Genomic DNA, 26,396 nt, shown 5'->3' with positions numbered 1-26,396 from the left:
GTGATGGATCCGATGTGTTCCTGGTGCTGGGGGTTCGCTCCGGTCGCCAAGGCCTTGGTCGAGCAGGCGCAGGCAGCCGGAGTGGAGCTGCACCTGGTGGTCGGCGGGTTGCGCACCGGCAGCGGTGCGGCGCTGGAGCCGACCACGCGGCGTTACATTCTTGAGCACTGGCAGGCGGTCACCGAGGCCACCGGTCAGCCGTTCAAGTTCGACGGTGCGCTGCCTGACGGTTTCGTCTACGACACCGAGCCGGCCTGCCGCGCGATCGTCACCGCACGCAGTCTGGCACCGGATTGCGCGTGGAAACTGGTCGGCCTGATCCAGCAGGCGTTTTACGCTGAAGGCCGCGATGTCACCCAGGCCAGTGTGTTGGTCGAACTGGCCGAACAGGCCGGCGTGCCGCGTATCGAGTTTGCCGCGCTGTTCGATCATGCCGATCAGCACAAGGCAACTCAGGCCGATTTCAGCTGGGTGCAGGATCTGGGCATCGCCGGGTTCCCGACCCTGCTCGCCGAGCGCAACGGCCAACTGGCGCTGTTGACCAACGGCTACCAACCGCTCAGTGAGCTGTCGCCATTGCTCGGCCGCTGGCTGGAGCGCGCAGCCTGTGCCTGACCGGGCCGATGACACGCCAGCCGTAAAGCGTGTCGACCGGCTGAGCTGGGCAGAAGTCCGGCGTCTGGCACTGCATCACAAAAAATCCCTGTGGATCGCCAACGGTGTGGCTGTGCTGGCGACGCTGTGCAGCGTGCCGATTCCGTTGCTGTTGCCGTTGCTGGTGGACGAGGTCCTGCTCGGGCATGGCGACGCCGCGCTGAAAGTCATGAACCACGTGTTGCCGTCGATGTGGCAGCAAGCGGCGGGTTACATCGGCCTGATGCTGCTGGTCACCCTGACTCTGCGTTGCAGTGCCCTGTGTTTTGGCGTGTTGCAGGCGCGGCTGTTCGCCCGGCTGGCGAAAGACATCGTCTACCGCATTCGCGTGCGCCTGATCGAACGCCTGAAGAGGATTTCCCTCGGCGAATACGAAAGCCTCGGCAGCGGCACCGTGACCACGCACCTGGTCACTGATCTGGACACCCTCGACAAGTTCGTCGGCGAAACCCTCAGCCGGTTTCTGGTGGCGATGCTGACCCTGGTCGGCACCGCGAGCATCCTGATGTGGATGCACTGGAAACTGGCGCTGCTGATCCTGCTGTTCAACCCGTTGGTGATCTACGCCACGGTGCAACTGGGCAAGCGGGTCAAGCACCTGAAGAAACTGGAGAACGACAGCACCTCGCGTTTCACTCAGGCCTTGAGCGAAACCCTCGATGCGATTCAGGAAGTGCGCGCCGGCAACCGTCAGGGCTTCTTCCTCGGGCGGCTTGGCTTGCGTGCGCAGGAAGTGCGCAACTATGCAGTCAACTCGCAGTGGAAGACCGATGCGTCGAACCGTGCCAGTGGCCTGCTGTTCCAGTTCGGCATAGACATCTTCCGCGCGGCGGCGATGCTCACCGTGCTGTTCTCCGACCTGTCGATCGGCCAGATGCTCGCGGTGTTCAGCTACCTGTGGTTCATGATCGGCCCGGTCGAACAACTGCTCAATCTGCAATACGCCTACTACGCTGCGGGCGGTGCGCTGGCGCGGATCAACGAACTGCTGGCGCGGGCTGACGAACCGCAATACCCGGGCGGCGTCGATCCGTTCAAGGGCCGGGAGACCGTGGGCATCGAGGTGCAGGGGCTGAGCTTCGGTTACGGCGATGAGCTGGTGGTGGATCAGATGAACCTGTCCATCGCCCCCGGTGAGAAAGTCGCGATTGTCGGCGCCAGCGGCGGCGGCAAAAGCACCTTGGTGCAGTTGCTGCTGGGGCTGTACACGCCGTCGGCCGGGGCTATCCGTTTCGGCGGTTCGACCCAGCAGGAAATCGGTCTGGAGCTGATTCGTGAAAACGTCGCGGTGGTGCTGCAGCATCCGGCGCTGTTCAACGACACGGTACGGGCCAACCTGACCATGGGCCGCACCCGCAGTGACGAAGCCTGCTGGCAGGCACTGGAAATCGCCCAGTTGGAGATGACCATCCGGGCGCTGCCGGATGGTCTCGACAGTATCGTTGGACGTTCCGGCGTGCGCCTGTCCGGCGGTCAGCGCCAGCGTCTGGCGATTGCGCGGATGATCCTCGCCGAGCCGAAAGTGGTGATTCTCGACGAAGCCACTTCGGCCTTGGACGCCGCCACCGAATACAACCTGCATCAGGCCATGGCGCGCTTCCTCAGTGGCCGCACCACGCTGATCATTGCCCATCGCCTGTCGGCGGTGAAGCAGGCGGATCGGGTGCTGGTGTTCGATGGCGGGCAAGTGGCCGAAGATGGCGACCACCAGCAACTGATCGCCGATGGCGGCCTCTACGCCAAGCTCTACGGCCATCTCCAGCGCCTCTGATCAGCCCCAGAGCACCTGCAACGCCGCCTCTCCGCCGTCATGGGCGAACTGCTTCATCACCACCGAACAGGATTCGCACGGGCGCATGGTCGTCGCGATGTCGACCGCGCGGATCTCTGTCGGATCGGGATATTTCTCGCGCAGCACGCTGATCAGTTTGCTTTCGCTGTCCAGCGAGGTCGGCCGACTGGTCTGCGTCGGTTGATAGCTTTTCAGGTCCTTGATGGTCAGCGGCACGGCGAGCAATTGCCCTTGCTCGGTAACCTCCAGCGAGGTTCGCGCAAACGCCGGGTTGTAGTCGATGTTGATGTAAGTGGTGTCGCCGATCGGCACGTGATTGGCGCCCATGTGGCGAAACAGCGGCAGACGCTGGGTACTGCCTTGAGCGCCGGAGACGCTCACGTAAATTTCCCGTTTGCCGCTGACCGTGGTGACTTCGGCATAGGCAATGTTGCGTGCGTTGACCGGCCGCTCCCGCATGGGCAACAGGTTGTGCAGTTTCTGCATGGTACTGTCGATGCGCAGTGCTGTGTTGGTGTTGGCCGGATTGATCGTCGGTGACAGAAACAGCGTATCGAAAATCTCTGCGGTTTTCTGCCGAAAGGCTTCCGGCGCCTCTTTGCTGCGCGCCCAGGTGGCGGCGCCTTCGGGCAGGCGGGTGACGATCATCCGTGTCGAGTGATCGAACATCAGCGCTTCGCCCGGGCTGGTGTCGACCTTCAGCCATTTCATGTTGTTTGCAGGGGTGGCCGTGGTGCCGATGGGGATCGCGATCTGTTCCATGGTGTGCATCGCGCGCTGCACCGATTCCAGGCCATGGAGGCGTACCATGTTGTTGGCATGCAGCGAGCCGGTGTAGACGGTCAGCAGTTCCGCACCGAGGGTGCCGTCGGCCAGTTCGGCGGGGGCCAGGCGCTTGAACGTCAGCTGCTTGCCGGGGATTTCGCCTTTGGCGAAGGTTGCCAGGTAGTACTCATGGTTGTTGACCCGGAAAAACACATGGGTGGCCGAGCCGTCGATGGCCGGCATCAGCACGGCGCCCACCTGATGTGAATCGTTGATTCCGTCATAGGTACCGCCGGTTTTTATCCGCGCATAAATGCCTTTGCGAAACTGTAGCGTGGCTTGAATCTGCTGCCTCGGCACCAGTTTGCCTTGATTGATGCCCAGCCGACGCAGGTCGCCGGTGAACAGCCGCGGGCGGTTATCCACGATCTGATAAAGCTTGGCATCGACCGCCAGCAACGGTGCGTCTTGCCGGGGCAGGGTGGCCGGCTCCGAAACCCGTTCGCCGAACCACGGGGCGTAACCTTTTTCCTTGTCGATCGTGCCGAGCGCGGGGGTCGGGGCGGGTTCTGCGGTGATGTAGCTGACGCGGCAGTCGCCCGCGCCCGGTGCGCGACGTATCCGGCACGGCAGCAGCGTCCAGTGCTGACTGTCATCGAGCAGATCGACCCGGCGCAGTTCATCGCCGTCAAGTCGATAGGGCACATCATCGATCAACACCGTGGTGCGTCCGCCAGCCTCGGGCATGAGTTCGACGCGCCTGTCGGGCATCAGCTCGATATCGATCTTGTCGTCGGTTTTTTTCACCGTGCTGTAGTGCGAACGCCCCAGCGAAAAGTCATGTTCGTGTGCGAGCAGCTGTGGCCCGTAAGGGCGGTCGGACAGCGGATCGAGCACGTGATACCGCGAGCCGCCGATGTTGCGCACCGGCACATCGTCAATGCCCCTGACCACGGCCAGATGATCGGCAGGCTTCAGCGCTTTCCAGCGTCCGGCATCCAGCGCCTGAGGCAGGCTGTGCAGCAGGTCATAGTCAGCGCTTCTGCCGGCGAGCCTTTTCAGACGCGCCACGGCACGGTGTTCCAGATGCGCTACGGCCCGCACCGCGCCGATTGCGCCTCGGCCACCGAGCTTGAGCAAGAGGGGTACGGCGGCCAGCGGGTTGACGTTTTTCAAGGTCGAAACCAGCAGGCTTTCCGACAGTCGCGCCATGCGGGGCAGGGCGACGCGAATCGACATTTTTCCTGCCACTGCGGCGAGGCGGATGCTGCCGGCGACGAACTTGCCCAAGGGAATTGCGAACGAGACGATATCGAGGAACAGGCCGAGCACGCCCAGTGCGCGTTTCCACAGCTTGTCCGATTGCAGGTCCTCGAGGCTGCCCCAGAACGGGATAAAGCCCCTGATGGCATGAATCCAGTGTTTTTTGCTGGTGTCGCGTTCGAAGCGGGTTCTTCCCCAGGCTTCACTGCGCAGCGCCTGCTCATCGACATAGAACAACTGGTTCGCGATGAGCGAGGCTAATTGCGTAGTGCGTGGCGAGATGAAGGTCAGGTTCGGTGAACTGTCGTGATGGGCCGCCGGGATCATCGAAGCCGGGAGGGGGCCGCCCAGAGGTTCGAGAATGGCAACGCACTTGGCGTCGGGGGCGGGTATCGAACCGTTCCAGTGTGCTTCTCGATCGAATGGCAGGCGGCGGGCGACGATGCGAGAGATGCTCTGGCCCTTGGTGCGTCCACGTTTGGGCGGTAGTGGTCGCAATAACAGACCGCCGATATGTGTGCCATCCAGATCCGGGCGTTGACGAATGATGCCGGCGCGTGGCAAGCATTCATAGAAGCGCGGCGGGCCCTGATACGTCGCCTGCAGCACGAAGCCCATGCGGGCCCGGTACGGCAGGATGTTTTCCGCTGTTTCCAGGTGAGCCTCGATATGCCGTGTCGGATCCCTGAGGCTGTGAATCCTCACTTCACCGTGCTCCAGTGCCCGGCGATCAGCCCACGGCAGCGTGACCAGCAGCGACTTGATCAGATATTCGTAGGCTTTGCGGGTCTTGCTCAGATAGCCGTCGAACTGCTGGTCGAACAAGGTCTTGATGTCGGGCAGAGTGCGGTTGCTCGGGAACCGGGAGAGGGGGCGGCCAGGTTGGTCGGAATTGACGAAGCCGCTTTGCAGTTTGCCTGCTGCATTGAGGCTGACCCACTCGCTGGCGTTGCGGCCATCATGACTGACGTACCAGCGCGAGTCGGTGCTCAGCCCGCCAGAGGCATAGACCTCAAGCAGCGGCCAGGTGGGCAATGCCACATCCGGGGTATCGATAATGCTGCGTCGGCTACGGTTGGGCGTTGAAGGGTGATGGCGTTTGAGGCGAATCGTCGTGTGATCGTACAGATCGTTGGCCAGCGCCTTGTCCAGTTGCTGTTTTGCCAGGGCGAGCCGCCGTGGCGGTTCGATGTCCAGTTGCAGGATCGCTGCGTTCAATTTTGTCTTGTGGTCTTCCAGCGCTTGCAGGGCAGCGTCATCGCCGGATGTCTCGTTCGCTGCGGTCTGGGCTCCGGTGGCCAGTGTCCAGGTCCGTGCGGCAGCCGCTCGGGTCATGGCGATCAGGGTCTGCAGTTCGGGGCTGGCGTTTTCGCTTTTGTGCAGCGGCAGATCGACCAGTTGCTGAAAGCTCAGATGCTCCAGCAACTGTGGATCAAGGGCATGGGCGAGGTGTACGCCATGCACGAAATTGACCCAGACCACCGAGCTGGCATACGGCAGGTCGTCAGGGATGTCTTGCACTTGAAAATCCAGTCCGAACTGCGCCAGGCATACCCATCCCAGCAGATGTTTTTCGCTGGTGGTCGAGGTTCGGTGCGTCTCCTCCAGATGCTGTAAAAAGTCCCGGCGAATGGTGGCGTAGCTGGCGCCGTGGTGAGCGCGTTGTTCCAGCGTAAAACCCGCCACTTCGGTCGAGTTGCTGTCGCCGGGCAGTTCGTACCACAGGCACAACGCTTCGAGCAGTAAACGCAGGCCGATGTCCGGGACGGTCGGCTCATCGGGCCGGGCGCCGTACCATTGCAGTTTCTGCAGCAAGCGCTGGCCCAGGTCGCGCGCCTTGGGAGTGTCGAGCAGGCGTTCCAGGCACGCGGCGGGCTGCTGTTCCAATTGCTGGCGGGTGAAGGGAGGCGTTACTTCAGCGGCCAGACTGTCGATCGCCGACAAGGTTTTGCCAGTGAGCCAGTCGCCAATCAGATCGTGAACCGCGGCTTTGTCAGCGTCGCTCATCAGTACCGTCAGCGCCGGGTGATGTCGCAGATTCAGCCGGTGGCTGGCGCGCCGTTCTTCGACCTTGGCGATCAGCCGGGCCAGTGCCGTGGCGTCCTGTGCGCCCGCAAATGTGAACCCCGACTCACTCAGCAGTTGTGACAACGGCAGCAGCCTGTCGGAACGCAGGTGTGCGCCTATACTCAGCAACGCTCGCTGAAACTCTTGAATGCAGCTGGAGGCCCGGCTGACATCCTCGATGGCGTAACGGGCGACACTGCCATCGGGACGGTTGAAGGAGAAACTGCAGTGACCGGCTGTGGCGTCGACTTGCAGCAGTGATCCTCTGGACGCTTGCAGGTGAGCCGCCAATAGGGGTTCGGCGCTGTCTTCGAACAGAGCTTGCAGAAGGTTTTGCGCCTGGTCGTGTGCAGCACCCAGGCGTGAATGTGTCTGGGGCGTGAGGTAGCAGGTCTCCACTGACGTCGAAGCGTCAAGGACGGCGCGCAGGGCGGTGATCATTGCGCGGTATTCGCTCTGTTGGGCAGTATGGCGTTGCAGCGTGGCGGAAGGTGACTGCATGGAAAACGACTCTGGAATGATTGAAAGCCGTCAGTGTCGAAGCATGGCGAACAGCGGGTGCGGTACATACGTATCGCCGGTTGAAAATGTCCTGGCTTGCTGGAAGGGGTCGCTCCCTGGTCTGGCTCTGGCGGTCTCCCCTTGAAGATGACAGTGCGTGCGCAAAGGACCTCATGAAGCAAAAAAGGACTCTCGGAACGCCACGGTTGTTGGGCATCGTCTGGCCATTTATTGCCGTCGTGTTATTTCAGGCGTTATTGGGGGGCGTGAGTCTTTACGTCCTGTCGGCCGTGCGCGGCTATGTTGCCGGCGAGAGTCTCTGGTCCAAGGGCCAGAAGGACGCCATCTATTACCTGAACCTGTATGCCGACAGCCGCGACGAGGCGATCTTTCTCAAATACAAGGAAGCGATCGCCGTGCCCCAGGGCGGTCACCAGTTGCGTCTGGCGCTGGATCGTCAGCCGCCGGATCTGCAGGCGGCACGGGAGGGGATTCTCAAGGGCGGCAACCATCCCGATGATGTGTCGAGCCTGATCTGGCTGTACCTCAATTTTCGTCATTTCAGTTATCTGGAAACCGCGATCGACCGCTGGACCATCGGCGACGCCTATCTGGTGCAACTGGACAATGTCGCGCGCGAGATGCATCAGCGCATCAGCGAAAACATCGCGACGCCGGCTGATATTCAGCACTGGAAAGCGCGGATCTTTGCCATCAACGACGGTGTGACGCCGGCGGCCAAGGCGTTCAGCGATGCCTTGGGCGAAGGTTCGCGGATGATCCTGCGCCTGCTGCTGTTCACCAACCTGGCCACAGCGCTGGGGTTGATCGTGCTGGCCCTGTTGCGCACCCACAAACTGCTCAAGCAGCGGCATGCCTTTGCTCAGGCGTTGCAGTTGGAGAAGGATCGGGCACACATCACCCTGCAATCGATTGGCGACGGGGTGATCACTACCGACGTCAACGGCGCGATCGATTACATGAACCCGGCGGCGGAGGCCATGACGCACTGGAAGTCCGAGCACGCGGCGGGTCTTCCGTTGGCGGCGTTGTTCAATCTCTTGGATGACAACGCCCAGGCCGAAGGGCTGACGCTGATCGAGCATATTCTCAGTGGGCAACTGGTCGGTGGCAGCGAACACTCCAAGCTGATCCAGCGTCTGGATGGCAGCACGGTCTCGGTGACGCTGGTAGGCGCGCCGATCCGCAATGCCGAGAAGGTCATTGGGACGGTGCTGGTGCTGCATGACATGACTCAGGAACGGCAATACATCGCCAACCTGTCGTGGCAGGCGACCCACGATGCCCTGACCGGTCTGGCCAATCGCCGCGAATTCGAATATCGCCTGGAGCAGGCGTTGCACAACCTGACGCGTCAGCCCGGTCGGCATGCGCTGATGTTTCTCGATCTGGATCAGTTCAAACTGGTCAACGACACCTGCGGTCACGCCGCCGGCGATGAGTTGCTGCGGCACATCTGCACGCTGTTGCAATCGGGCTTGCGCGAGAGCGACACCCTGGCGCGGCTGGGCGGTGACGAGTTCGGCATTCTGCTGGAGAACTGCGCCCCGGATGCCGCCGAGAAAATCGCCGAGAGCCTGCGCCAGACCGTGCAGAACCTGCACTTCGTGTGGAAGGGGCGGCCGTTCCTGACCACTGTGAGCATCGGCCTGGTGCACATCGCCCAGACCCCGACCACCCTCGAAGCCTCATTGCGCGCCGCCGACATGGCTTGCTACATGGCCAAGGAAAAGGGCCGCAACCGGGTGCAGGTCTACCATGCCGACGACTCCGAACTGTCGCTGCGTTTCGGCGAAATGGCCTGGGTGCAGCGCCTGCACATGGCGCTGGAAGAAAACCGCTTCTGCCTCTATGCCCAGGAAATTGCTCCGCTGGGCGCTACAGCCCATGGCGGCGGGCACATCGAGATACTCTTGCGTCTGCATGATGAAGCCGGACGGATGATCCTGCCGGACAGTTTCATTCCGGCGGCAGAACGTTATGGCCTGATGAGTCAACTGGATCGTTGGGTGGTCGAGAATGTTTTTAAAGTGATTGCCCAATGCATCGCCGAACAACATGAAGGTCCGTTGGCAATGTGTGCGATTAATCTTTCAGGCATTACTATCGGAGATGACGCGTTCTTGCACTTTCTGCGTGAACAGTTTGTTAGTTACTCGATACCCCCTGAAATGATTTGTTTTGAAATTACTGAAACCAGTGCTATTGCCAACCTGGGCAGCGCAATCCGATTTATTAATGAACTCAAAGGCTTAGGTTGTTACTTCTCACTTGATGACTTTTGTGCCGGAATGTCTTCATTCGCTTATTTGAAACATTTGCCTGTAGACTTCCTGAAGATCGACGGGAGTTTCGTAAAGGATATGCTGGACGACCCGATTAACCGCGCTATGGTCGAGGTGATCAATCACATCGGGCATGTCATGGGTAAGCAGACAATTGCCGAGTTTGTAGAAACAACTCAGATCGAGAAGGCATTGCTTGAAATCGGGGTGGATTACGCTCAGGGTTATGTCATCGAACGCCCGCAGTTGTTTACCTGCGACAGTTTGCAAAGTCGGCCCGCCAGACCGCAGCCGCTGTTGTTCAAGGCGCCTGGCACGTTCCGTTGAAAGCTCTTGCCGATCCTTACAATCACAAATCAAAAGGAGCCGAACAGTGATCGACACATTCAACCGAACCGGACCACTCATGGAAGCTGCAAGTTATCCTGCCTGGGCACAACAGCTCATAACGGATTGCAGCGAGAGCAAGCGCCGGGTTGTCGAACATGAACTGTATATGCGCATGCGTGATAACAAGCTCAGCGCCAAAACCATGCGTCAGTACCTGATCGGGGGCTGGCCAGTGGTTGAACAGTTTGCGTTGTATATGGCGCAGAACCTGACCAAGACCAAGTTCGCCCGCCATCCTGGGGAGGATATGGCGCGCCGCTGGTTGATGCGCAACATCCGCGTCGAACTCAATCACGCCGACTACTGGCTGAACTGGAGCCGCGCGCATGGCGTCAGCCTGGAGGATCTGCAGGCCCAGCAAGTACCGCCGGAACTGCATGCGCTGAGTCACTGGTGCTGGCACACGAGTTCGGCGGATTCGCTGATCGTCGCCATCGCTGCGACCAACTACGCTATCGAGGGGGCGACCGGGGAGTGGTCGGCGCTGGTCTGCTCAACTGGCGTGTACGCGGCGGCGTTCCCGGAAGAAGAGCGCAAGCGCGCGATGAAGTGGCTGAAGATGCATGCCCAATACGACGATGCCCATCCGTGGGAAGCGCTGGAAATCATCTGCACGCTGGCAGGCATGAACCCGAGCAAGGCGTTGCAGGCGGAACTGCGCCAGGCGGTGTGCAAGAGCTACGACTACATGTACCTGTTCCTGGAGCGCTGCATGCAACTGGAGACCGCCGAGCGTGCGTTGCACGGGCGTGAACGCCGGACACTCGTAGAGAGCTGATAGCCAATAACGCCGTAAAAAATGTAGGAGTGAGCCTGCTCGCGATCCGGTGTGTCAGTCAATGTAGAGGGTGACTGACACTCCGGATCGCGAGCAGGCTCACTCCTACAGTGGTTTTTGGGTGTCTGGAAGAATTCAGCCAGCCATCGCCAACCGATTGCGCCCCTCGCGCTTGGCCACGTACAGCGCACTGTCGGCCCGGCGCAGCAGACTGTCCGCGGATTCACCCGGCAGCAGAGTCGAGCAGCCAAGGCTCACAGTCAGGTCGATCAACTGCCCGTCCGCGAAATATTCCGCTGCCTGCGCGGCATGGCGCAGACGCTCGCCGACCATCGCCGCCGCTTCCCGGCCGGTGTTGCACAGCAAGATCAGAAACTCTTCCCCGCCATAGCGAAACACCATGTCGACGTTGCGCAGCTGGCCCTTGATCGAGGCCGCCACGGCTTTGAGCACGTCATCCCCGGCGCTGTGGCCGTGGCTGTCGTTGACTCGCTTGAAGTGGTCGATGTCGAGCATCAGCACCGACAGCGGTTGCAGGTGCCGGCGGGACATGTCGATTTCGCGTTGCAGGGTCTGCTCCATGGCGATCCGGTTGCCGGTTCCGGTCAACGGGTCGCGCAATGCACTTTGCGTCGCTGCGCGGTAGAGCAGGGCGTTGCGCATCGGGAATAACAGAGACGACAGCAGCGATTCGAGGTTGCCCTGATCCTGCTCGCTGAAGCGCTGATTGCGGCGGAAGACCAGTTCACCCAGGTGCTCGCCTTCGTGGCTGAGGCTGTAGCTGACCGAATGGTGACCGCGGGCACCGAACTCCAGGCGCAGGTCGCTGCCTGAATGCACGTAGCTCAAGGCATCCAGCGGCACAAGGCGCTGAACCTCGCGGAAAAACAGACCAAGGATTCGTTGCGGCTCAAGACTGGTTTGCAGTTGCAGGCTCATTTGCTGACGCAATTGCCCCAGGCTGGCCGGGCGTTCCAGCAGCGGAGGCAGCTGACCAAAGCCCAGGCGTTGCAATTTGGCACTGTCAAAGTCAATTGCATTGGTCTGGGAGGGTGATTTCATATGGCGTGAGCCCCTAAGCAGTAAGTCTGTCTTACAGGCTGGGTGAGAGCGGCTATGGGCTGCGCGTCATACTGATCCATCAGTCCCGTAGGACATTTGGCGTAAGTTTAGTCTGCCTGATGACGATTAGTCAGCTATCGAAATCGGCCTTGCCCCAGTGCCTTCACACGGCATGCTTTGAGGAAAATTAGAGCGAAAGTCGTGCCATTCAGTTCAGGTTTATTAAAACCTTTATGAATCAACAGGATGGCTTTTTGCTTTGAGGGCGGGTGGCGGATATTTGACTGAAGTGTGACAGCGGGAAGCGGCAATTGTGTGCCGCGACGGTAATCCGCCACGGCAACAAAAGCGACGTATGGCAGTTATTGCGCGTTGAATGCCTGGCCATTGATGCCCGTGCTGTCCGGGCCCATCAGGTACAGGTACACCGGCATGATCTCTTCCGGAGTCGGATTGTTCAACGGGTTTTCCCCCGGATAGGCCTGTGCACGCATGCTGGTACGCGTGCCGCCCGGGTTGATGCTGTTGGAGCGCACGGGTGCCACGCCATCGACCTCGTCGGCCAGCGTTTGCATCAGGCCTTCGGTGGCGAACTTCGACACCCCGTAGGCGCCCCAATAGGCGCGGCCCTTGCGCCCGACGCTGCTGGACGTAAACACCACCGAGGCATCCTGTGACAGCTTGAGCAGCGGCAGCAGGGTGCTGGTCAGCATGAACATGGCATTGACGTTGACCTGCATGACGCGCATGAAGTTTTCGCCCGACAGTTGTTCGATCGGCGTGCGCGGGCCAATGATCGAGGCGTTGTGCAGCAGGCCGTCGAGGTGGCCGAACTCGGTCTCGATCATCGCCGCCAGCTCATCGTACTGATGCGGCAGGGCGGTCTCGAGGTTGAACGGGATCACTGCCGGTTGCGGATGGCCCGCGGCCTCGATCTCGTCGTAGACCTGGGTCAGATTGGCTTCGGTCTTGCCCAGCAGCAGCACGGTGGCGCCATGGGCGGCGTAGGTTTTCGCCGCAGCCGCGCCGATGCCACGACCGGCACCGGTGACCAGAATGACCCGATCCTTGAGCAATTCGGGACGGGCAGTGTAATCAAACATAAAAACCTCTCCATAAGGCGAATGCTGAACTTTGTGGCGAGGGAGCTTGCTCCCGCTCGGCTGCAAAGCAGTCGTAACGCTAGTCAGTGCGGTGTGCCTGAGAAAATGCGCACTCAGGAAAAAAGGGCCGCTGCGCGACCCAGCGGGAGCAAGCTCCCTCGCCACAGGGGTGTGTCGGGTCAGCAGCTGCAAAGCGCGCTATCGAGCACCTTGCGCAACTCCAGCGGATGATCCACCACCACATCCGCGCCCCAGTGCCGCGGGTTATCGTCCGGGTGGATATAGCCATAGGTCACGGCGCAGGTTTTGGTGCCGGCATCGCGGCCCGACTCGATATCGCGCAGATCATCGCCCACAAACAAAACCGTCGACGGATCCAGATCAAGCATTTTGCACGCGAGGATCAGCGGCTCCGGGTCCGGCTTGCTGTTTTTCACGTGATCCGGGCAGATCAGCAGCGCCGAGCGCTCGGCCAGCCCCAGTTGCTGCATGATCGGCTCGGCAAACCGCACCGGTTTGTTGGTGACCACGCCCCAGATCAGGTTGGCCCGCTCGATGTCGGCCAGCAGCTCGCCCATGCCGTCGAACAGCTTGCTGTGCACCGCGCATCCAGCCAGATAACGCTCGAGGAATTCCTGACGCAGCTCCTCGAAACCCGGCGATTCCGGGTCCATCGAGAACGTCACAGCGACCATCGCTTTGGCGCCGCCGGAGATCTCGTCGCGGATGTGCTTGTCGTTCATCGGCGGCAAGCCACGATCCGCGCGCATCGCCTGACAAATGGCGATGAAGTCCGGCGCGGTGTCGAGCAGGGTGCCGTCCATGTCGAAAAGGACTGCTCTGATGGCCATCGGCTTACTCCTCGCGCAGGGTCTGGATCATGTAGTTGACGTCAACGTCGTTGGCCAGCTTGTAGTGCTTGGTCAGCGGGTTGTAGGTCAGGCCGATGATGTCCTTGACGGTCAGGCCGGCAATGCGGCTCCAGGCGCCCAGCTCGGACGGGCGGATGAATTTCTTGAAATCGTGGGTGCCGCGCGGCAGCAGCTTCATGATGTATTCGGCGCCGATGATGGCGAACAGGTATGCCTTCGGGTTGCGGTTGATGGTCGAGAAGAACACCTGGCCGCCCGGCTTGACCATGCGGTAGCAGGCACGGATCACCGATGACGGGTCCGGTACGTGCTCAAGCATTTCCAGGCAGGTTACGACGTCGAACTGCTCGGGCATTTCTTCAGCCAGGGCCTCGGCGGTGATCTGCCGGTATTCGACGTTGACCCCGGATTCCAGCTGATGCAGTTGCGCAACCGCCAGCGGCGCTTCGCCCATGTCGATGCCCGTTACCGTGGCGCCGCGCTGGGCCATGGCTTCGCTGAGGATGCCGCCGCCGCAACCGACGTCGAGAACTTTCTTGCCGGCAAGATTGACCCGCTCGTCAATCCAGTTCACCCGCAGCGGGTTGATGTCGTGCAGCGGTTTGAACTCGCTTTCACGGTCCCACCAGCGATGGGCCAGGGCTTCGAATTTGGCGATTTCGGCGTGGTCGACGTTGCTCATATCTATTCCTCGAAAAACTTGAAAAGGGTTGTAGCCGCGGAATCTGCTCCGCGGTGTTTACGATTCGGTGTGGCCGCTGATGCGTTGGCCCCAGGCCCGGGCGGTGGCGCCCAGCTGTTGTTCGTCCAGGCGGGTCAGGCGCCGGTCGTCGAGTAACTGTTTGCCGGCGACCCACAGGTGTTTCACGCAGTCGCGGCCGGTGGCATAGATAAGCTGCGACACCGGGTCATAGACCGGTTGCTGGGCCAGGCCGGACAGGTCGAACGCGACAATGTCCGCGGCCTTGCCAATCTCCAGCGAACCGACCTGTGCCTCAATGCCCAAGGCCCGTGCGCCGTTGAGAGTGGCCATGCGCAGCGCACGATGGGCGTCCAGCGCGGTGGCCGAGCCGGCGACGGCTTTGGCCAGCAGCGCGGCGGTACGGGTTTCGCCGAGCAGGTCGAGGTCGTTGTTGCTCGCTGCGCCATCGGTGCCGACGGCAACGTTCACGCCAGCCTGCCACAGGCGCTCCACCGGGCAGAAACCGCTGGCCAGCTTCAGGTTCGATTCCGGGCAGTGGATCACGCTGGTGTTGCTTTCTACCAGCAATGCCAGATCGTCATCGCTGATCTGGGTCATGTGCACCGCCTGGAAGCGCGGGCCGAGCAGGCCGAGGCGACCGAGGCGGGCCAGTGGTCGCTCGCCGCGATGCTCCAGCGATTGCTGGACTTCGAAGGCGGTCTCGTGGACGTGCATATGGATCGACGCGTCCAGCTCTTCGGCGATCACGCGGATTTTTTCCAGGTTCTCGTCGCCCACGGTGTAGGGTGCATGAGGGCCGAAGGTGATCTTGATTCGTTCGTGATGCTTCAGATCGCCGAACAGCTCGACGCCCTGACGAATGGCCTCATCGGCGCTGCTGGCGCCGGGGATCGGGAAATCGAGGATCGGAATCGCGATCTGCGCGCGAATGCCACTGTTGTGCACGCGCTCACTGGCGACCTTCGGGAAGAAGTACATGTCCGAGAAACAGCTGATGCCACCCTTGATCTGCTCGGCAATCGCCAAGTCAGTGCCATCACGGACAAACTCTTCATCGACCCATTTGGCTTCGGCCGGCCAGATGTGGTTTTCCAGCCAGGTCATCAGCGGCAGATCGTCGGCCAGGCCACGGAACAGGGTCATCGCCGCATGCCCGTGAGCGTTGATCAGGCCCGGGGCGAGCAGCACGTCCGGCAATTCGCGGACTTCCGTGGCGTTACACTTCAATGCTTCGGCGCGCGGGCCGATAAACACGATGCGACCGTCGCGAATGCCCAGGCCATGCTCCTTGAGCACAACGCCTGCAGGTTCGACGGGTACCAGCCAGGTCGGCAGCAATAATAAGTCGAGCGCAATGGCAGGTTTCGGCATCGAGGGTCGGTTCCAGTGCTTTTGTAAAGGATGGCGAAGTATACCCGAGCGTCTTCGCGGGGGGATCGCTATAATCGGCGGCTTTTGTTCATGAGTGCGGGGTGAGGGATGCGCGATCGACTGTTGGCTGCGGAGAAAGTAAAGGCCATCGATTGGCGAGATGGCGCGCTCCACCTGCTGGATCAGCGTATTTTGCCGTTCGAGGAAACCTGGATTGCCTATACCAGCGCCGCCGGCGTGGCTGAGGCGATTCGTTCGATGGTGGTGCGTGGCGCACCGGCCATCGGCATCAGTGCGGCCTATGGCATCGTGCTGGCGGCCCGCGCCCGGGTGACTGAAGGCGGCGACTGGTATGCGGCGCTGGAAGAAGATTTCGCCCTGCTGGCGGATTCCCGCCCGACGGCGGTCAATCTGTTCTGGGCGCTGAATCGCATGCACGACCGTCTGGATCGGCTGAAAGAAAACGCCGATCCGCTGGCGGCGCTGGAAGCTGAAGCCATTGCCATTCATGAAAGCGATCGCGAAGCCAACCTGACCATGGCTCAGCTCGGCGTCGATCTGATCCGCAAACATCAGGGCAACGCCCAGGCGATTCTCACTCACTGCAACACTGGCGCCCTCGCCACCGGCGGTTTCGGTACCGCGCTGGGGGTGATTCGTGCGGCGTATCTGGAAGGCATGGTCGAGCGGGTGTATGCCGATGAAACCCGGCCATGGCTGCAGGGTTCGCGCCTGACGGCCTGGGAGCTGGCGAACGAAGGCATTCCGGTGACGCTGAATGCCGACTCGGCCGCTGCGCACATCATGAAGACCAAAGGCGTGACCTGGGTGATCGTCGGTGCTGACCGCATCACCGCCAATGGCGACGTGGCGAACAAGATCGGCACCTATCAACTGGCGGTCAACGCCATGCACCACGGCGTGCGTTTCATGGTGGTGGCGCCGAGTTCGACCATCGACATGACTCTCGCGAGCGGCGACGACATCCCGATCGAGGAACGTGACGGCGCCGAACTGCTGGAAGTCGGTGGCAAGCGCGTGGGGGCGGACGTCGAGGCGTTCAACCCGGTGTTTGATGTGACGCCGGCGGATCTGATCGATGCGATCGTCACTGAAAAAGGCATCGTCGAGCGCCCGGATACGGCGAAAATGGCCCAGTTGATGTGCCGCAAACGCCTGCATTGATTGGCTTGATGTCTGCGTTGTCCTCTTCGCGAGCAAGCTCGCTCCCACAGGTTTTGTGAATGCCACAGAACATTGTGGGAGCGAGCTTGCTCGCGAAGGGGCCCTAAAAGTCAATAAACATCCACAAATCAGCCCCAAAATCTGCATTCAAAGAAGCTCTGAGCCTCTCTCGTCCCCTTTACGCCTGTCACCGGTCAACTAACTATGCTCCATGCGCATCTGGGGGATAGGTGCGTGGCGGCTCTTGTGATAACATCCGGCGTTTTCCGAGGCAGCTTCACGGAGCTGTCTTTACTGCGCAAATCACGGTCCGACTTGTTGATTTGTCGTAAGTCGGCGCACGGCACTCAGCCTGCCCCGACGAGCTTCGTACATCCCATATGGATATGACGAAGTTTCACCAGAAAAAGGAATCAGGCTTCTCATGGGCGAACTGGCCAAAGAAATCCTCCCGGTCAATATCGAAGACGAGCTGAAACAGTCCTACCTCGACTACGCGATGAGCGTAATCGTCGGCCGTGCACTGCCGGATGCGCGCGATGGCCTCAAGCCCGTGCACCGTCGCGTACTGTTCGCGATGAGCGAGCTGGGCAACGACTTCAACAAGCCGTACAAGAAATCTGCCCGTGTTGTCGGTGACGTGATCGGTAAGTACCACCCGCACGGTGATACCGCGGTGTACGACACCATTGTCCGCATGGCCCAGCCTTTCTCCCTGCGCTACCTGCTGGTAGACGGTCAGGGCAACTTCGGTTCGGTGGACGGCGACAACGCCGCGGCCATGCGATACACCGAAGTGCGCATGACCAAGCTGGCGCACGAGCTGCTGGCCGACCTGCACAAGGAAACCGTGGACTGGGTGCCGAACTACGATGGCACCGAAATGATCCCGGCGGTGATGCCGACGCGCATCCCGAACCTGCTGGTCAACGGTTCCAGCGGTATCGCCGTGGGCATGGCGACCAACATTCCGCCGCACAACCTCGGTGAAGTCATCGACGGTTGCCTGGCCCTCATCGACAACCCCGAGCTGACCGTCGATGAGCTGATGCAATACATCCCCGGTCCGGACTTTCCGACGGCTGCGATCATCAACGGTCGTGCCGGCATCATCGAAGCCTACCGCACCGGTCGCGGCCGCATTTACATGCGTGCGCGCTCGATCATCGAAGACATCGACAAGGTCGGTGGCCGTCAGCAGATCGTCATCACCGAACTCCCGTATCAGCTGAACAAGGCGCGTCTGATCGAGAAGATCGCCGAGCTGGTCAAAGAGAAGAAGCTCGAAGGCATCACCGAGCTGCGCGACGAGTCCGACAAGGACGGTATGCGCGTCGTGATCGAACTGCGTCGCGGCGAAGTGCCTGAGGTGATCCTCAACAATCTCTACGCCCAGACCCAGCTGCAATCGGTATTCGGCATCAACATCGTCGCGCTGATCGACGGCCGTCCGCGCATCCTCAACCTCAAGGATCTGCTGGAAGCCTTCGTTCGTCACCGTCGCGAAGTGGTTACCCGTCGTACCGTGTTCGAGCTGCGCAAGGCTCGCGAGCGTGGTCACATCCTTGAAGGCCAGGCCGTTGCCCTGTCGAACATCGATCCGGTGATCGCCCTGATCAAGGCTTCGCCGACCCCGTCGGAAGCGAAAGAAGCGCTGGTCAGCACCCCTTGGGAATCCTCGGCGGTGGTGGCGATGGTGGAACGCGCCGGTGCCGACTCGTGCCGTCCGGAAAACCTCGATCCGCAATACGGTCTGCGCGAAGGCAAATACTTCCTGTCGCCAGAACAGGCGCAAGCCATTCTCGAGCTGCGCCTGCACCGTCTGACCGGTCTGGAGCATGAGAAGCTGCTGGCCGAGTATCAGGAGATCCTCAACCAGATCGGCGAGCTGATCCGCATCCTCAACAGCGCCGTGCGCCTGATGGAAGTGATCCGCGAAGAGCTGGAAGTGATCCGTGCCGAATACGGCGACGTACGTCGCACCGAGATTCTCGATGCGCGTCTCGATCTGACCCTGGGTGACATGATCCCGGAAGAAGAGCGCGTTGTGACCATCTCCCACGGTGGCTACGCCAAGACTCAGCCACTGGCTGCTTACCAGGCTCAGCGCCGTGGCGGCAAAGGCAAATCGGCGACCGGCGTCAAGGATGAGGACTACATCGCTCACCTGCTGGTGGCCAACAGCCACACCACGCTGCTGCTGTTCTCCAGCAAAGGCAAGGTGTACTGGCTGAAGACTTACGAAATTCCGGAAGCGTCCCGTGCCGCCCGTGGTCGCCCGCTGGTCAACCTGCTGCCGCTGGATGACGGTGAATACATCACCACCATGCTGCCGGTCGAGGAATACACCGAAGGTCACTACATCTTCATGGCGACCGCCAACGGCACCGTCAAGAAGACCCCGCTGGAATCCTTCAGCCGTCAGCGCAGCGTCGGTCTGATCGCGCTGGAGCTGGACGAAGGCGACGTGCTGATCTCTGCGGCCATCACCGATGGCGAGCGCGAAGTGATGCTGTTCTCCGACGGCGGCAAAGTCACGCGCTTCAAAGAGTCCGACGTGCGTGCCATGGGTCGTACCGCACGTGGTGTGCGCGGCATGCGTCTGCCGGAAGGGCAGAAGCTGATTTCGATGCTGATCCCGGAAGAAGGCAGCCAGATCCTCACCGCTTCCGAGCGTGGTTATGGCAAGCGCACCGCGATCACCGAGTTCCCTGAGTACAAGCGCGGCGGCCAGGGCGTGATCGCCATGGTCAGCAACGAGCGTAACGGTCGTCTGGTCGGTGCGGTTCAGGTGCTCGACGGCGAAGAAATCATGCTGATTTCCGATCAGGGCACGCTGGTGCGCACGCGGGTCGACGAAGTGTCGAGCCTGGGTCGTAACACGCAGGGCGTGACCCTGATCAAACTGGCCAAGGATGAAACCCTGGTCGGTCTGGAGCGGGTTCAGGAGCCGTCGGAAGTCGAAGGCGAAGAGCTTGAAGGTGAAGAGGGTGCCGAGTTCGAGGGGGATGTCGTGATCGACGACGTTGCCGAGGACCAGCAACTCGACGCCGCAGCTGACGAAGAGCCGCAGGAATAAGCGGACAAGCGAGGGGGCGGATGAAAATTCGCCCCCTTGTTATTTGTCCGGAATGAAATATCGGCGCCCATGACGAGCCATGTGGGAGCGAGCTTGCTCGCGAAAGCGGAGTATCAGGCGACATTGTTGTTGAATGTCAGTCCGCCTTCGCGAGCGAGCTCGCTCCCACACAAGATTGGCGCCGACTGATATGTGATACCACCAAATCAGAGCGAGATTGGATGTGAGCAAGCGAGCCTATAACTTCTGTGCCGGTCCTGCGGCGCTTCCTGAAGCTGTCCTGCAACGTGCCCAGGGTGAACTCCTTGATTGGCATGGCAAGGGTCTGTCGGTCATGGAAATGAGCCATCGCAGTGATGAGTTCGTGTCCATCGCCACCCAGGCCGAGCAGGATCTGCGTGACCTGCTGAATATCCCGTCGAACTATAAAGTGCTGTTTCTGCAAGGTGGCGCCAGCCAGCAATTCGCGCAGATCCCGCTGAACCTGTTGCCGGAAAACGGCTCTGCCGACTACATCGACACCGGTATCTGGTCGCAGAAAGCCATCGAAGAAGCCTCGCGCTACGGCCACGTCAAAGTCGCCGCCACCGCCAAGCCTTACGACTACTTCGCCATCCCGGGCCAGAACGAGTGGAGCCTGTCGAAAGACGCCGCTTACGTTCACTACGCGCCGAACGAAACCATCGGCGGTCTGGAATTCCAGTGGATCCCGGAAACTGGCGACGTGCCGCTGGTGGCCGACATGTCTTCGGACATCCTCTCGCGTCCGGTCGATATCTCGCGGTTCGGCATGATCTACGCCGGCGCGCAGAAGAACATCGGCCCGAGCGGCATCGTCGTCAACATCATCCGCGAAGACCTGCTGGGCAAAGCGCGGTCGCTGTGCCCGACCATGCTCGACTACAAGGTCGCGGCCGACAACGGCTCGATGTACAACACGCCGCCGACCCTGGCCTGGTACTTGTCCGGTCTGGTGTTCCAGTGGCTGAAAGAGCAGGGCGGCGTCGAAGCGATCGCCAAGCTGAATGACGTCAAGCAGCGCACGCTGTACGACTTCATCGACGCCAGCGGTCTCTACAGCAACCCGATCAACAAGTCGGACCGCTCGTGGATGAACGTGCCGTTCCGTCTGGCTGATGATCGCCTGGACAAGCCGTTCCTCGCCGGTGCCGATGCGCGCGGCCTGCTCAACCTCAAGGGCCACCGCTCCGTGGGCGGCATGCGCGCCTCCATCTACAACGCCGTCGACATCAACGCCGTCAACGCGCTGGTGGCGTACATGGCTGAATTCGAGAAGGAACACGGCTGATGTCCGAGCAAGAACTCAAGGCACTGCGCATTCGCATCGACGCTCTGGACAGTAAAGTCCTCGAGCTGATCAGCGAACGTGCCCGCTGCGCCCAGGAAGTTGCGCGAGTAAAGATGGCCTCGCTGGCCGAAGGCGAAGTGCCGGTGTTCTATCGTCCCGAGCGTGAAGCTCAGGTGCTCAAGCGCGTGATGGAGCGCAATCAGGGGCCATTGGGCAACGAAGAGATGGCGCGGTTGTTCCGCGAAATCATGTCCTCGTGCCTGGCGCTCGAGCAGCCACTGAAAGTGGCTTACCTCGGCCCTGAAGGCACCTTCACCCAGGCGGCGGCCATGAAACACTTCGGCCACGCGGTGATCAGCAAGCCGATGGCGGCGATCGACGAAGTGTTCCGTGAAGTCGCGGCGGGTGCGGTGAACTTTGGCGTGGTGCCGGTGGAGAACTCCACCGAAGGCGCGGTCAACCACACCCTCGACAGCTTCCTCGAACACGACATGGTGATCTGCGGCGAAGTCGAGTTGCGCATCCACCATCACTTGCTGGTTGGGGAAAATACCAAGACCGACAGCATCAGCCGCATCTACTCCCACGCGCAGTCGCTGGCCCAGTGCCGCAAGTGGCTGGACGCGCACTATCCGAATGTCGAGCGCGTGGCGGTGGCGAGCAACGCCGAAGCGGCGAAGCGGGTCAAGGGTGAGTGGAATTCGGCGGCGATTGCCGGCGACATGGCTGCAGGTCTGTATGGCCTGACGCGCCTGGCCGAGAAGATTGAAGACCGACCGGACAACTCGACGCGCTTCCTGATGATCGGTAACCAGGAAGTGCCGCCGACCGGCGACGACAAGACTTCGATCATCGTCTCGATGAGCAACAAACCCGGCGCGCTCCACGAGCTGCTGGTGCCGTTTCATGACAACGGGATTGACCTGACCCGGATCGAAACCCGTCCGTCGCGCAGCGGCAAATGGACCTACGTGTTCTTCATCGACTTCGTCGGCCACCACCGTGATCCGCTGATCAAGGGTGTGCTGGAAAAGATCAGTCAGGAAGCAGTAGCACTCAAAGTGCTGGGTTCCTACCCGAAAGCAGTTCTCTAAGGGGCGGTAGCAAATGAGTGGCAACTTCCTCGCTCTGGCACAGCCGGGCGTGCAACAACTTTCGCCGTACGTTCCGGGCAAGCCTGTGGACGAACTGGCGCGCGAGCTGGATCTGGATCCGGCGAAAATCGTCAAACTGGCGAGCAATGAAAATCCGCTGGGTGCCAGTCCGAAAGCGCTGGCGGCGATCCGCGAAGAGCTGGCCGAGCTGACCCGTTATCCGGACGGCAACGGCTTTGCGCTGAAATCGCTGCTGGCCGAACAGTGCCGCGTCGAGCTGAACCAGGTGACCCTGGGCAACGGCTCCAACGATATTCTCGAGCTGGTGGCGCGCGCCTATCTGGCGCCGGGCCTGAACGCAGTGTTCAGTGAGCACGCGTTCGCTGTCTACCCGATCGCGACCCAGGCGGTCGGTGCGCAGGCCAAAGTGGTTCCGGCCAAGGACTGGGGCCACGACTTGCCTGCGATGCTCGCGGCCATCGACGCCAATACCCGCGTGGTATTCATCGCCAATCCGAACAACCCGACCGGTACCTGGTTCGGCGCCGAAGCGCTGGACGAGTTCCTGCAGGACGTGCCGGAGCACGTGCTGGTGGTGCTGGACGAGGCGTACATCGAATACGCCGAAGGCAGTGATCTGCCGGATGGTCTGGATTTCCTCGCGGCGTACCCGAATCTGCTGGTATCGCGCACGTTCTCCAAGGCCTATGGCCTGGCAGCGCTGCGCGTCGGTTATGGCCTGTCCACTGCGGTGGTGGCGGACGTGCTGAACCGTGTGCGCCAGCCATTCAATGTCAACAGCCTGGCGCTGGCCGCGGCCTGTGCGGCGCTGAAAGACGAGGAGTATCTGGCGCAAAGCCGTCAGCTCAACGAATCCGGCATGCAGCAGTTGCAGGCAGGGTTCTGTGAGTTGGGTCTGAGCTGGATCGAGTCCAAGGGCAACTTCATCTGCGTCGATCTCGGTCAGGTTGCTGCGCCGATTTTCCAGGGGCTGCTGCGTGAGGGCGTAATCGTGCGTCCGGTGGCCAATTACGGCATGCCGAACCACCTGCGGGTGACCATCGGTCTGCCGGCGGAAAACAGCCGCTTCCTCGAAGCGCTGCGCAAGGTTCTGGCTCGTGGGTGATGTCACTGCTCTGCAATCTGCTGCACCTATGATCGGTCGCCTTGTGGTGGTCGGTCTGGGCTTGATCGGTGGTTCGTTTGCCAAGGGTTTGCGCGAAAGCGGTCTCTGCCGCGAAGTGGTCGGGGTCGATCTCGACCCGCAATCGCGCAAGCTGGCGGTCGAGTTGGGTGTGGTGGACCGTTGCGAAGATGACCTGATTGCTGCCTGTCAGGGCGCTGACGTGATTCAACTGGCGGTGCCGATTCTGGCCATGGAGAAAGTGCTTGCCCGTCTGGCGAGCGTCGATCTGGGCCAGGCGATCCTGACCGATGTCGGCAGCGCCAAAGGCAATGTAGTGCGCGCGGCGACCGAGGCATTCGGCGGCATGCCGGCGCGTTTCGTGCCGGGTCATCCGATTGCCGGGTCCGAGCAGAGCGGGGTGGAAGCTTCCAACTCTGAGCTGTTCCGTCGGCACAAGGTGATCCTCACGCCGCTGGAGCAAACCGACCCGGCCGCACTGGCAGTGGTTGATCGCTTGTGGCGCGAGCTGGGCGCTGACGTCGAGCACATGCAGGTCGAGCGCCACGATGAAGTGTTGGCCGCGACCAGTCATCTGCCGCACCTGCTGGCCTTTGGTCTGGTCGACTCGTTGGCCAAACGCAATGAAAACCTTGAGATCTTCCGTTACGCTGCGGGCGGTTTCCGCGATTTCACAAGAATCGCCGGAAGTGACCCGGTGATGTGGCACGACATCTTCCTCGCCAATCGCGAGGCTGTCCTGCGCACACTCGATACATTTCGCAGCGACCTCGACGCCTTGCGCGACGCGGTCGATGCAGGGGATGGGCACCAATTGTTGGGCGTCTTCACGCGCGCCCGGGTTGCCCGCGAGCATTTCAGTAAAATCCTGGCCCGCAGGGCCTATGTGGACGCTATGAATTCCAACGATCTGATTTTCCTGGCTCAACCTGGTGGCCGCCTGTCCGGTCGGATTCGCGTACCAGGTGACAAATCGATTTCCCACCGTTCGATCATGCTCGGCTCGCTGGCCGAAGGCGTGACCGAGGTTGAAGGTTTCCTGGAGGGCGAAGATGCCCTGGCGACCTTGCAGGCATTTCGCGACATGGGCGTGGTCATCGAAGGCCCGCACCACGGTCGTGTGACCATTCATGGTGTCGGTCTGCATGGCTTGAAGCCGGCGCCCGGCCCGATCTATCTGGGCAACTCCGGCACTTCGATGCGTCTGCTGTCCGGCCTGCTGGCGGCGCAGAACTTCGACAGCACCCTGACCGGCGATGCGTCGCTGTCCAAGCGTCCGATGAATCGCGTGGCCAATCCGCTTCGTGAAATGGGCGCCGTGATCGAAACGGCTGCCGAAGGTCGTCCGCCGATGACCATTCGTGGCGGGCACAAGCTCAAGGGTCTGACCTACACCATGCCGATGGCCAGTGCTCAGGTGAAGTCCTGCCTGCTGCTGGCGGGTCTGTACGCGGAAGGCAAGACCACCGTGACCGAGCCGGCGCCGACCCGTGACCACACCGAACGCATGCTGCGTGGTTTCGGCTACTCGGTGAGCGTCGATGGCGCTACCGCGTCGGTCGAATCCGGCGGCAAGCTGACCGCGACCCACATTGAAGTACCGGGCGACATCTCGTCGTCGGCGTTCTTCCTGGTGGCGGCCTCGATCGCTGAAGGTTCGGAGCTGGTGCTGGAGCACGTGGGCATCAACCCGACCCGTACCGGTGTCATCGACATCCTGCGCCTGATGGGCGCCGATATCACTCTGGAAAACCAGCGTGAAGTCGGTGGCGAACCCGTAGCCGACTTGCGCGTGCGGGCAGCTAAACTGAAAGGTATCGAGATTCCGGAGGCGCTGGTGCCACTGGCCATCGACGAGTTCCCGGTGCTGTTCGTGGCGGCGGCCTGTGCCGAGGGTCGTACCGTGCTGACCGGCGCCGAAGAGCTGCGCGTCAAGGAATCGGATCGTATTCAAGTCATGGCGGACGGCTTGCTGGCGCTGGGCGTCAAGTGCCAGCCGACTCCGGACGGCATCATCATTGATGGCGGCCAGATCGGTGGCGGGGAAGTGCATGGTCACGGTGATCACCGTATCGCCATGGCGTTCAGTGTCGCTTCGCTGCGTGCCACTGCGCCGATCCGCATTCATGATTGCGCCAACGTCGCGACGTCGTTCCCGAACTTCCTCGCGCTGTGCGCGCAGGTCGGCATTCGTGTGGCTCAAGAGGCTCAGTCGTGAAAAACATTGCACCGGTCATCACCATCGATGGGCCAAGCGGTTCGGGCAAAGGCACGGTTGCCGGGATTCTGGCCAAGCGTCTGGGCTGGAATCTGCTGGATTCCGGTGCGCTGTATCGCCTGCTGGCGTTCGCTGCGCACAACCATGGTGTCGACCTGACCAATGAAGAGCTGCTGAAGAAACTGGCCGCTCATCTGGATGTGCAGTTCATTGCGGCGACCGAAGGTCAGCTGCAGCGCATCATTCTTGAGGGCGATGAAGTCAGCGATGTGATCCGTACCGAAAGTGTCGGTGCGGGCGCGTCCCAGGTGGCTGCGCTGCCGGCAGTGCGCGAGGCGCTGCTGCAGCGTCAGCGCGCCTTCCAGGAAGCGCCGGGTCTGGTGGCTGATGGTCGCGACATGGGCACAGTGGTGTTTCCCGATGCGCCGTTGAAGATTTTTCTGACTGCCAGTGCCGAGGAGCGGGCGCGTCGCCGATATTTGCAGTTGAAGGGCAAAGGCGAGGATGTTAGTCTGTCGAGTCTGCTAGATGAGATCCGTGCACGCGACGAGCGTGATACCCAGCGCGCAGTAGCCCCGCTCAAGCCGGCGGCTGATGCGATACAGCTGGATTCCACGGAGTTGTCCATCGATCAGGTGCTTGAACGCATCATGAGCGAGATCGCCATTCGCGATATCGCCGGGTGACCAAGAAGGCCGCAGGGGACCAGTCATAGTCCTGCAGCGCTTCTTTTAAATGAA

The 26,396-nt window shown here is 61.2% G+C and carries 17 protein-coding genes; 11 read left to right on the top strand and 6 right to left on the bottom strand.

Annotated features, from left to right (window positions below):
- Positions 1-12 precede the first annotated feature (12 nt).
- Positions 13-615 carry a DsbA family protein gene (locus tag PMI25_RS25905; RefSeq protein ID WP_174823774.1) on the top strand — a complete coding sequence of 201 codons (603 nt, stop codon included), beginning with the start codon at positions 13-15 and terminating at the stop codon, positions 613-615.
- Positions 608-2,425 carry an ABC transporter ATP-binding protein gene (locus PMI25_RS25900; RefSeq protein WP_007963606.1) on the top strand — a complete coding sequence of 606 codons (1,818 nt, stop codon included), beginning with the start codon at positions 608-610 and terminating at the stop codon, positions 2,423-2,425. The genes PMI25_RS25905 and PMI25_RS25900 overlap by 8 nt, the downstream gene beginning before the upstream one ends.
- Here the strand turns inward: PMI25_RS25900 and PMI25_RS25895 are convergent, their stop codons facing one another.
- A complete protein-coding gene (locus PMI25_RS25895; protein WP_007963609.1) occupies positions 2,426-7,042 on the bottom strand; it encodes a deaminase domain-containing protein in 4,617 nt (1,538 codons plus the stop codon). It abuts the gene before it with no gap.
- A 173-nt stretch (positions 7,043-7,215) separates the two neighbouring features.
- On the opposite strand from PMI25_RS25895, the gene PMI25_RS25890 reads away from it, so the two are divergent.
- Both PMI25_RS25890 and PMI25_RS25885 read left to right on the top strand, forming a co-directional pair.
- Complete coding sequence (locus tag PMI25_RS25890; protein WP_007963611.1) at positions 7,216-9,675, top strand: EAL domain-containing protein; 2,460 nt, start codon at positions 7,216-7,218, stop codon at positions 9,673-9,675.
- A 79-nt stretch (positions 9,676-9,754) separates the two neighbouring features.
- Complete coding sequence (locus tag PMI25_RS25885) at positions 9,755-10,516, top strand: TenA family transcriptional regulator (RefSeq protein ID WP_443200895.1); 762 nt, start codon at positions 9,755-9,757, stop codon at positions 10,514-10,516.
- 135 nt (positions 10,517-10,651) lie between these two features.
- Here the strand turns inward: PMI25_RS25885 and PMI25_RS25880 are convergent, their stop codons facing one another.
- The 5 genes from PMI25_RS25880 to PMI25_RS25860 all read right to left on the bottom strand — a co-directional run bounded on the left by PMI25_RS25880 (position 10,652) and on the right by PMI25_RS25860 (position 15,627).
- Positions 10,652-11,578: a GGDEF domain-containing protein gene (locus PMI25_RS25880; RefSeq protein WP_007963615.1), complete on the bottom strand. Its 927-nt coding sequence runs from the start codon at positions 11,576-11,578 to the stop codon at positions 10,652-10,654.
- 362 nt (positions 11,579-11,940) lie between these two features.
- Positions 11,941-12,681: a YciK family oxidoreductase gene (locus PMI25_RS25875; RefSeq protein ID WP_003226924.1), complete on the bottom strand. Its 741-nt coding sequence runs from the start codon at positions 12,679-12,681 to the stop codon at positions 11,941-11,943.
- A 179-nt stretch (positions 12,682-12,860) separates the two neighbouring features.
- Positions 12,861-13,532 carry an N-acetylmuramic acid 6-phosphate phosphatase MupP gene (mupP, locus tag PMI25_RS25870; RefSeq protein WP_003226921.1) on the bottom strand — a complete coding sequence of 224 codons (672 nt, stop codon included), beginning with the start codon at positions 13,530-13,532 and terminating at the stop codon, positions 12,861-12,863.
- Between the two features lie 4 nt (positions 13,533-13,536).
- On the bottom strand, positions 13,537-14,235 hold the full coding sequence (gene ubiG / locus PMI25_RS25865) for a bifunctional 2-polyprenyl-6-hydroxyphenol methylase/3-demethylubiquinol 3-O-methyltransferase UbiG (RefSeq protein ID WP_007963616.1): 699 nt from the start codon (positions 14,233-14,235) through the stop codon (positions 13,537-13,539).
- A gap of 57 nt (positions 14,236-14,292) precedes the next feature.
- Complete coding sequence (locus tag PMI25_RS25860) at positions 14,293-15,627, bottom strand: TRZ/ATZ family hydrolase (RefSeq protein WP_007963617.1); 1,335 nt, start codon at positions 15,625-15,627, stop codon at positions 14,293-14,295.
- Positions 15,628-15,735: 108 nt separating this feature from the next.
- Between PMI25_RS25860 and mtnA the strand changes: the two genes are divergently transcribed.
- The 7 genes from mtnA (at position 15,736) to cmk (ending at position 26,342) form a co-directional block, all read left to right on the top strand.
- Positions 15,736-16,812 (top strand): S-methyl-5-thioribose-1-phosphate isomerase, encoded by a 1,077-nt coding sequence (mtnA, locus tag PMI25_RS25855; protein WP_007963618.1) that lies wholly within the window; start codon positions 15,736-15,738, stop codon positions 16,810-16,812.
- Positions 16,813-17,236: 424 nt separating this feature from the next.
- A complete protein-coding gene (gene gyrA / locus PMI25_RS25850) occupies positions 17,237-19,891 on the top strand; it encodes a DNA gyrase subunit A (protein ID WP_007963619.1) in 2,655 nt (884 codons plus the stop codon).
- 223 nt (positions 19,892-20,114) lie between these two features.
- Positions 20,115-21,200, top strand: coding sequence for a 3-phosphoserine/phosphohydroxythreonine transaminase (serC, locus tag PMI25_RS25845; protein WP_007963620.1), 1,086 nt, complete (start codon positions 20,115-20,117; stop codon positions 21,198-21,200).
- Positions 21,200-22,294, top strand: a complete 1,095-nt coding sequence (gene pheA / locus PMI25_RS25840) for a prephenate dehydratase (RefSeq protein WP_007963622.1) — start codon at positions 21,200-21,202, stop codon at positions 22,292-22,294. The genes serC and pheA overlap by 1 nt, the downstream gene beginning before the upstream one ends.
- A 13-nt stretch (positions 22,295-22,307) precedes the next feature.
- Positions 22,308-23,420 carry a histidinol-phosphate transaminase gene (gene hisC / locus PMI25_RS25835; RefSeq protein ID WP_007963623.1) on the top strand — a complete coding sequence of 371 codons (1,113 nt, stop codon included), beginning with the start codon at positions 22,308-22,310 and terminating at the stop codon, positions 23,418-23,420.
- 28 nt (positions 23,421-23,448) lie between these two features.
- Positions 23,449-25,656, top strand: coding sequence for a bifunctional prephenate dehydrogenase/3-phosphoshikimate 1-carboxyvinyltransferase (locus PMI25_RS25830; protein ID WP_007963624.1), 2,208 nt, complete (start codon positions 23,449-23,451; stop codon positions 25,654-25,656).
- Positions 25,653-26,342 (top strand): (d)CMP kinase, encoded by a 690-nt coding sequence (gene cmk / locus PMI25_RS25825; RefSeq protein WP_007963625.1) that lies wholly within the window; start codon positions 25,653-25,655, stop codon positions 26,340-26,342. The genes PMI25_RS25830 and cmk overlap by 4 nt, the downstream gene beginning before the upstream one ends.
- Positions 26,343-26,396: the final 54 nt, after the last annotated feature.

The organism is Pseudomonas sp. GM30, from assembly GCF_000282275.2.
GTDB lineage: Bacteria > Pseudomonadota > Gammaproteobacteria > Pseudomonadales > Pseudomonadaceae > Aquipseudomonas.
Note: the sequence above shows the minus strand (reverse complement) of the source record. Positions and strands in the feature narration are given on the sequence as shown.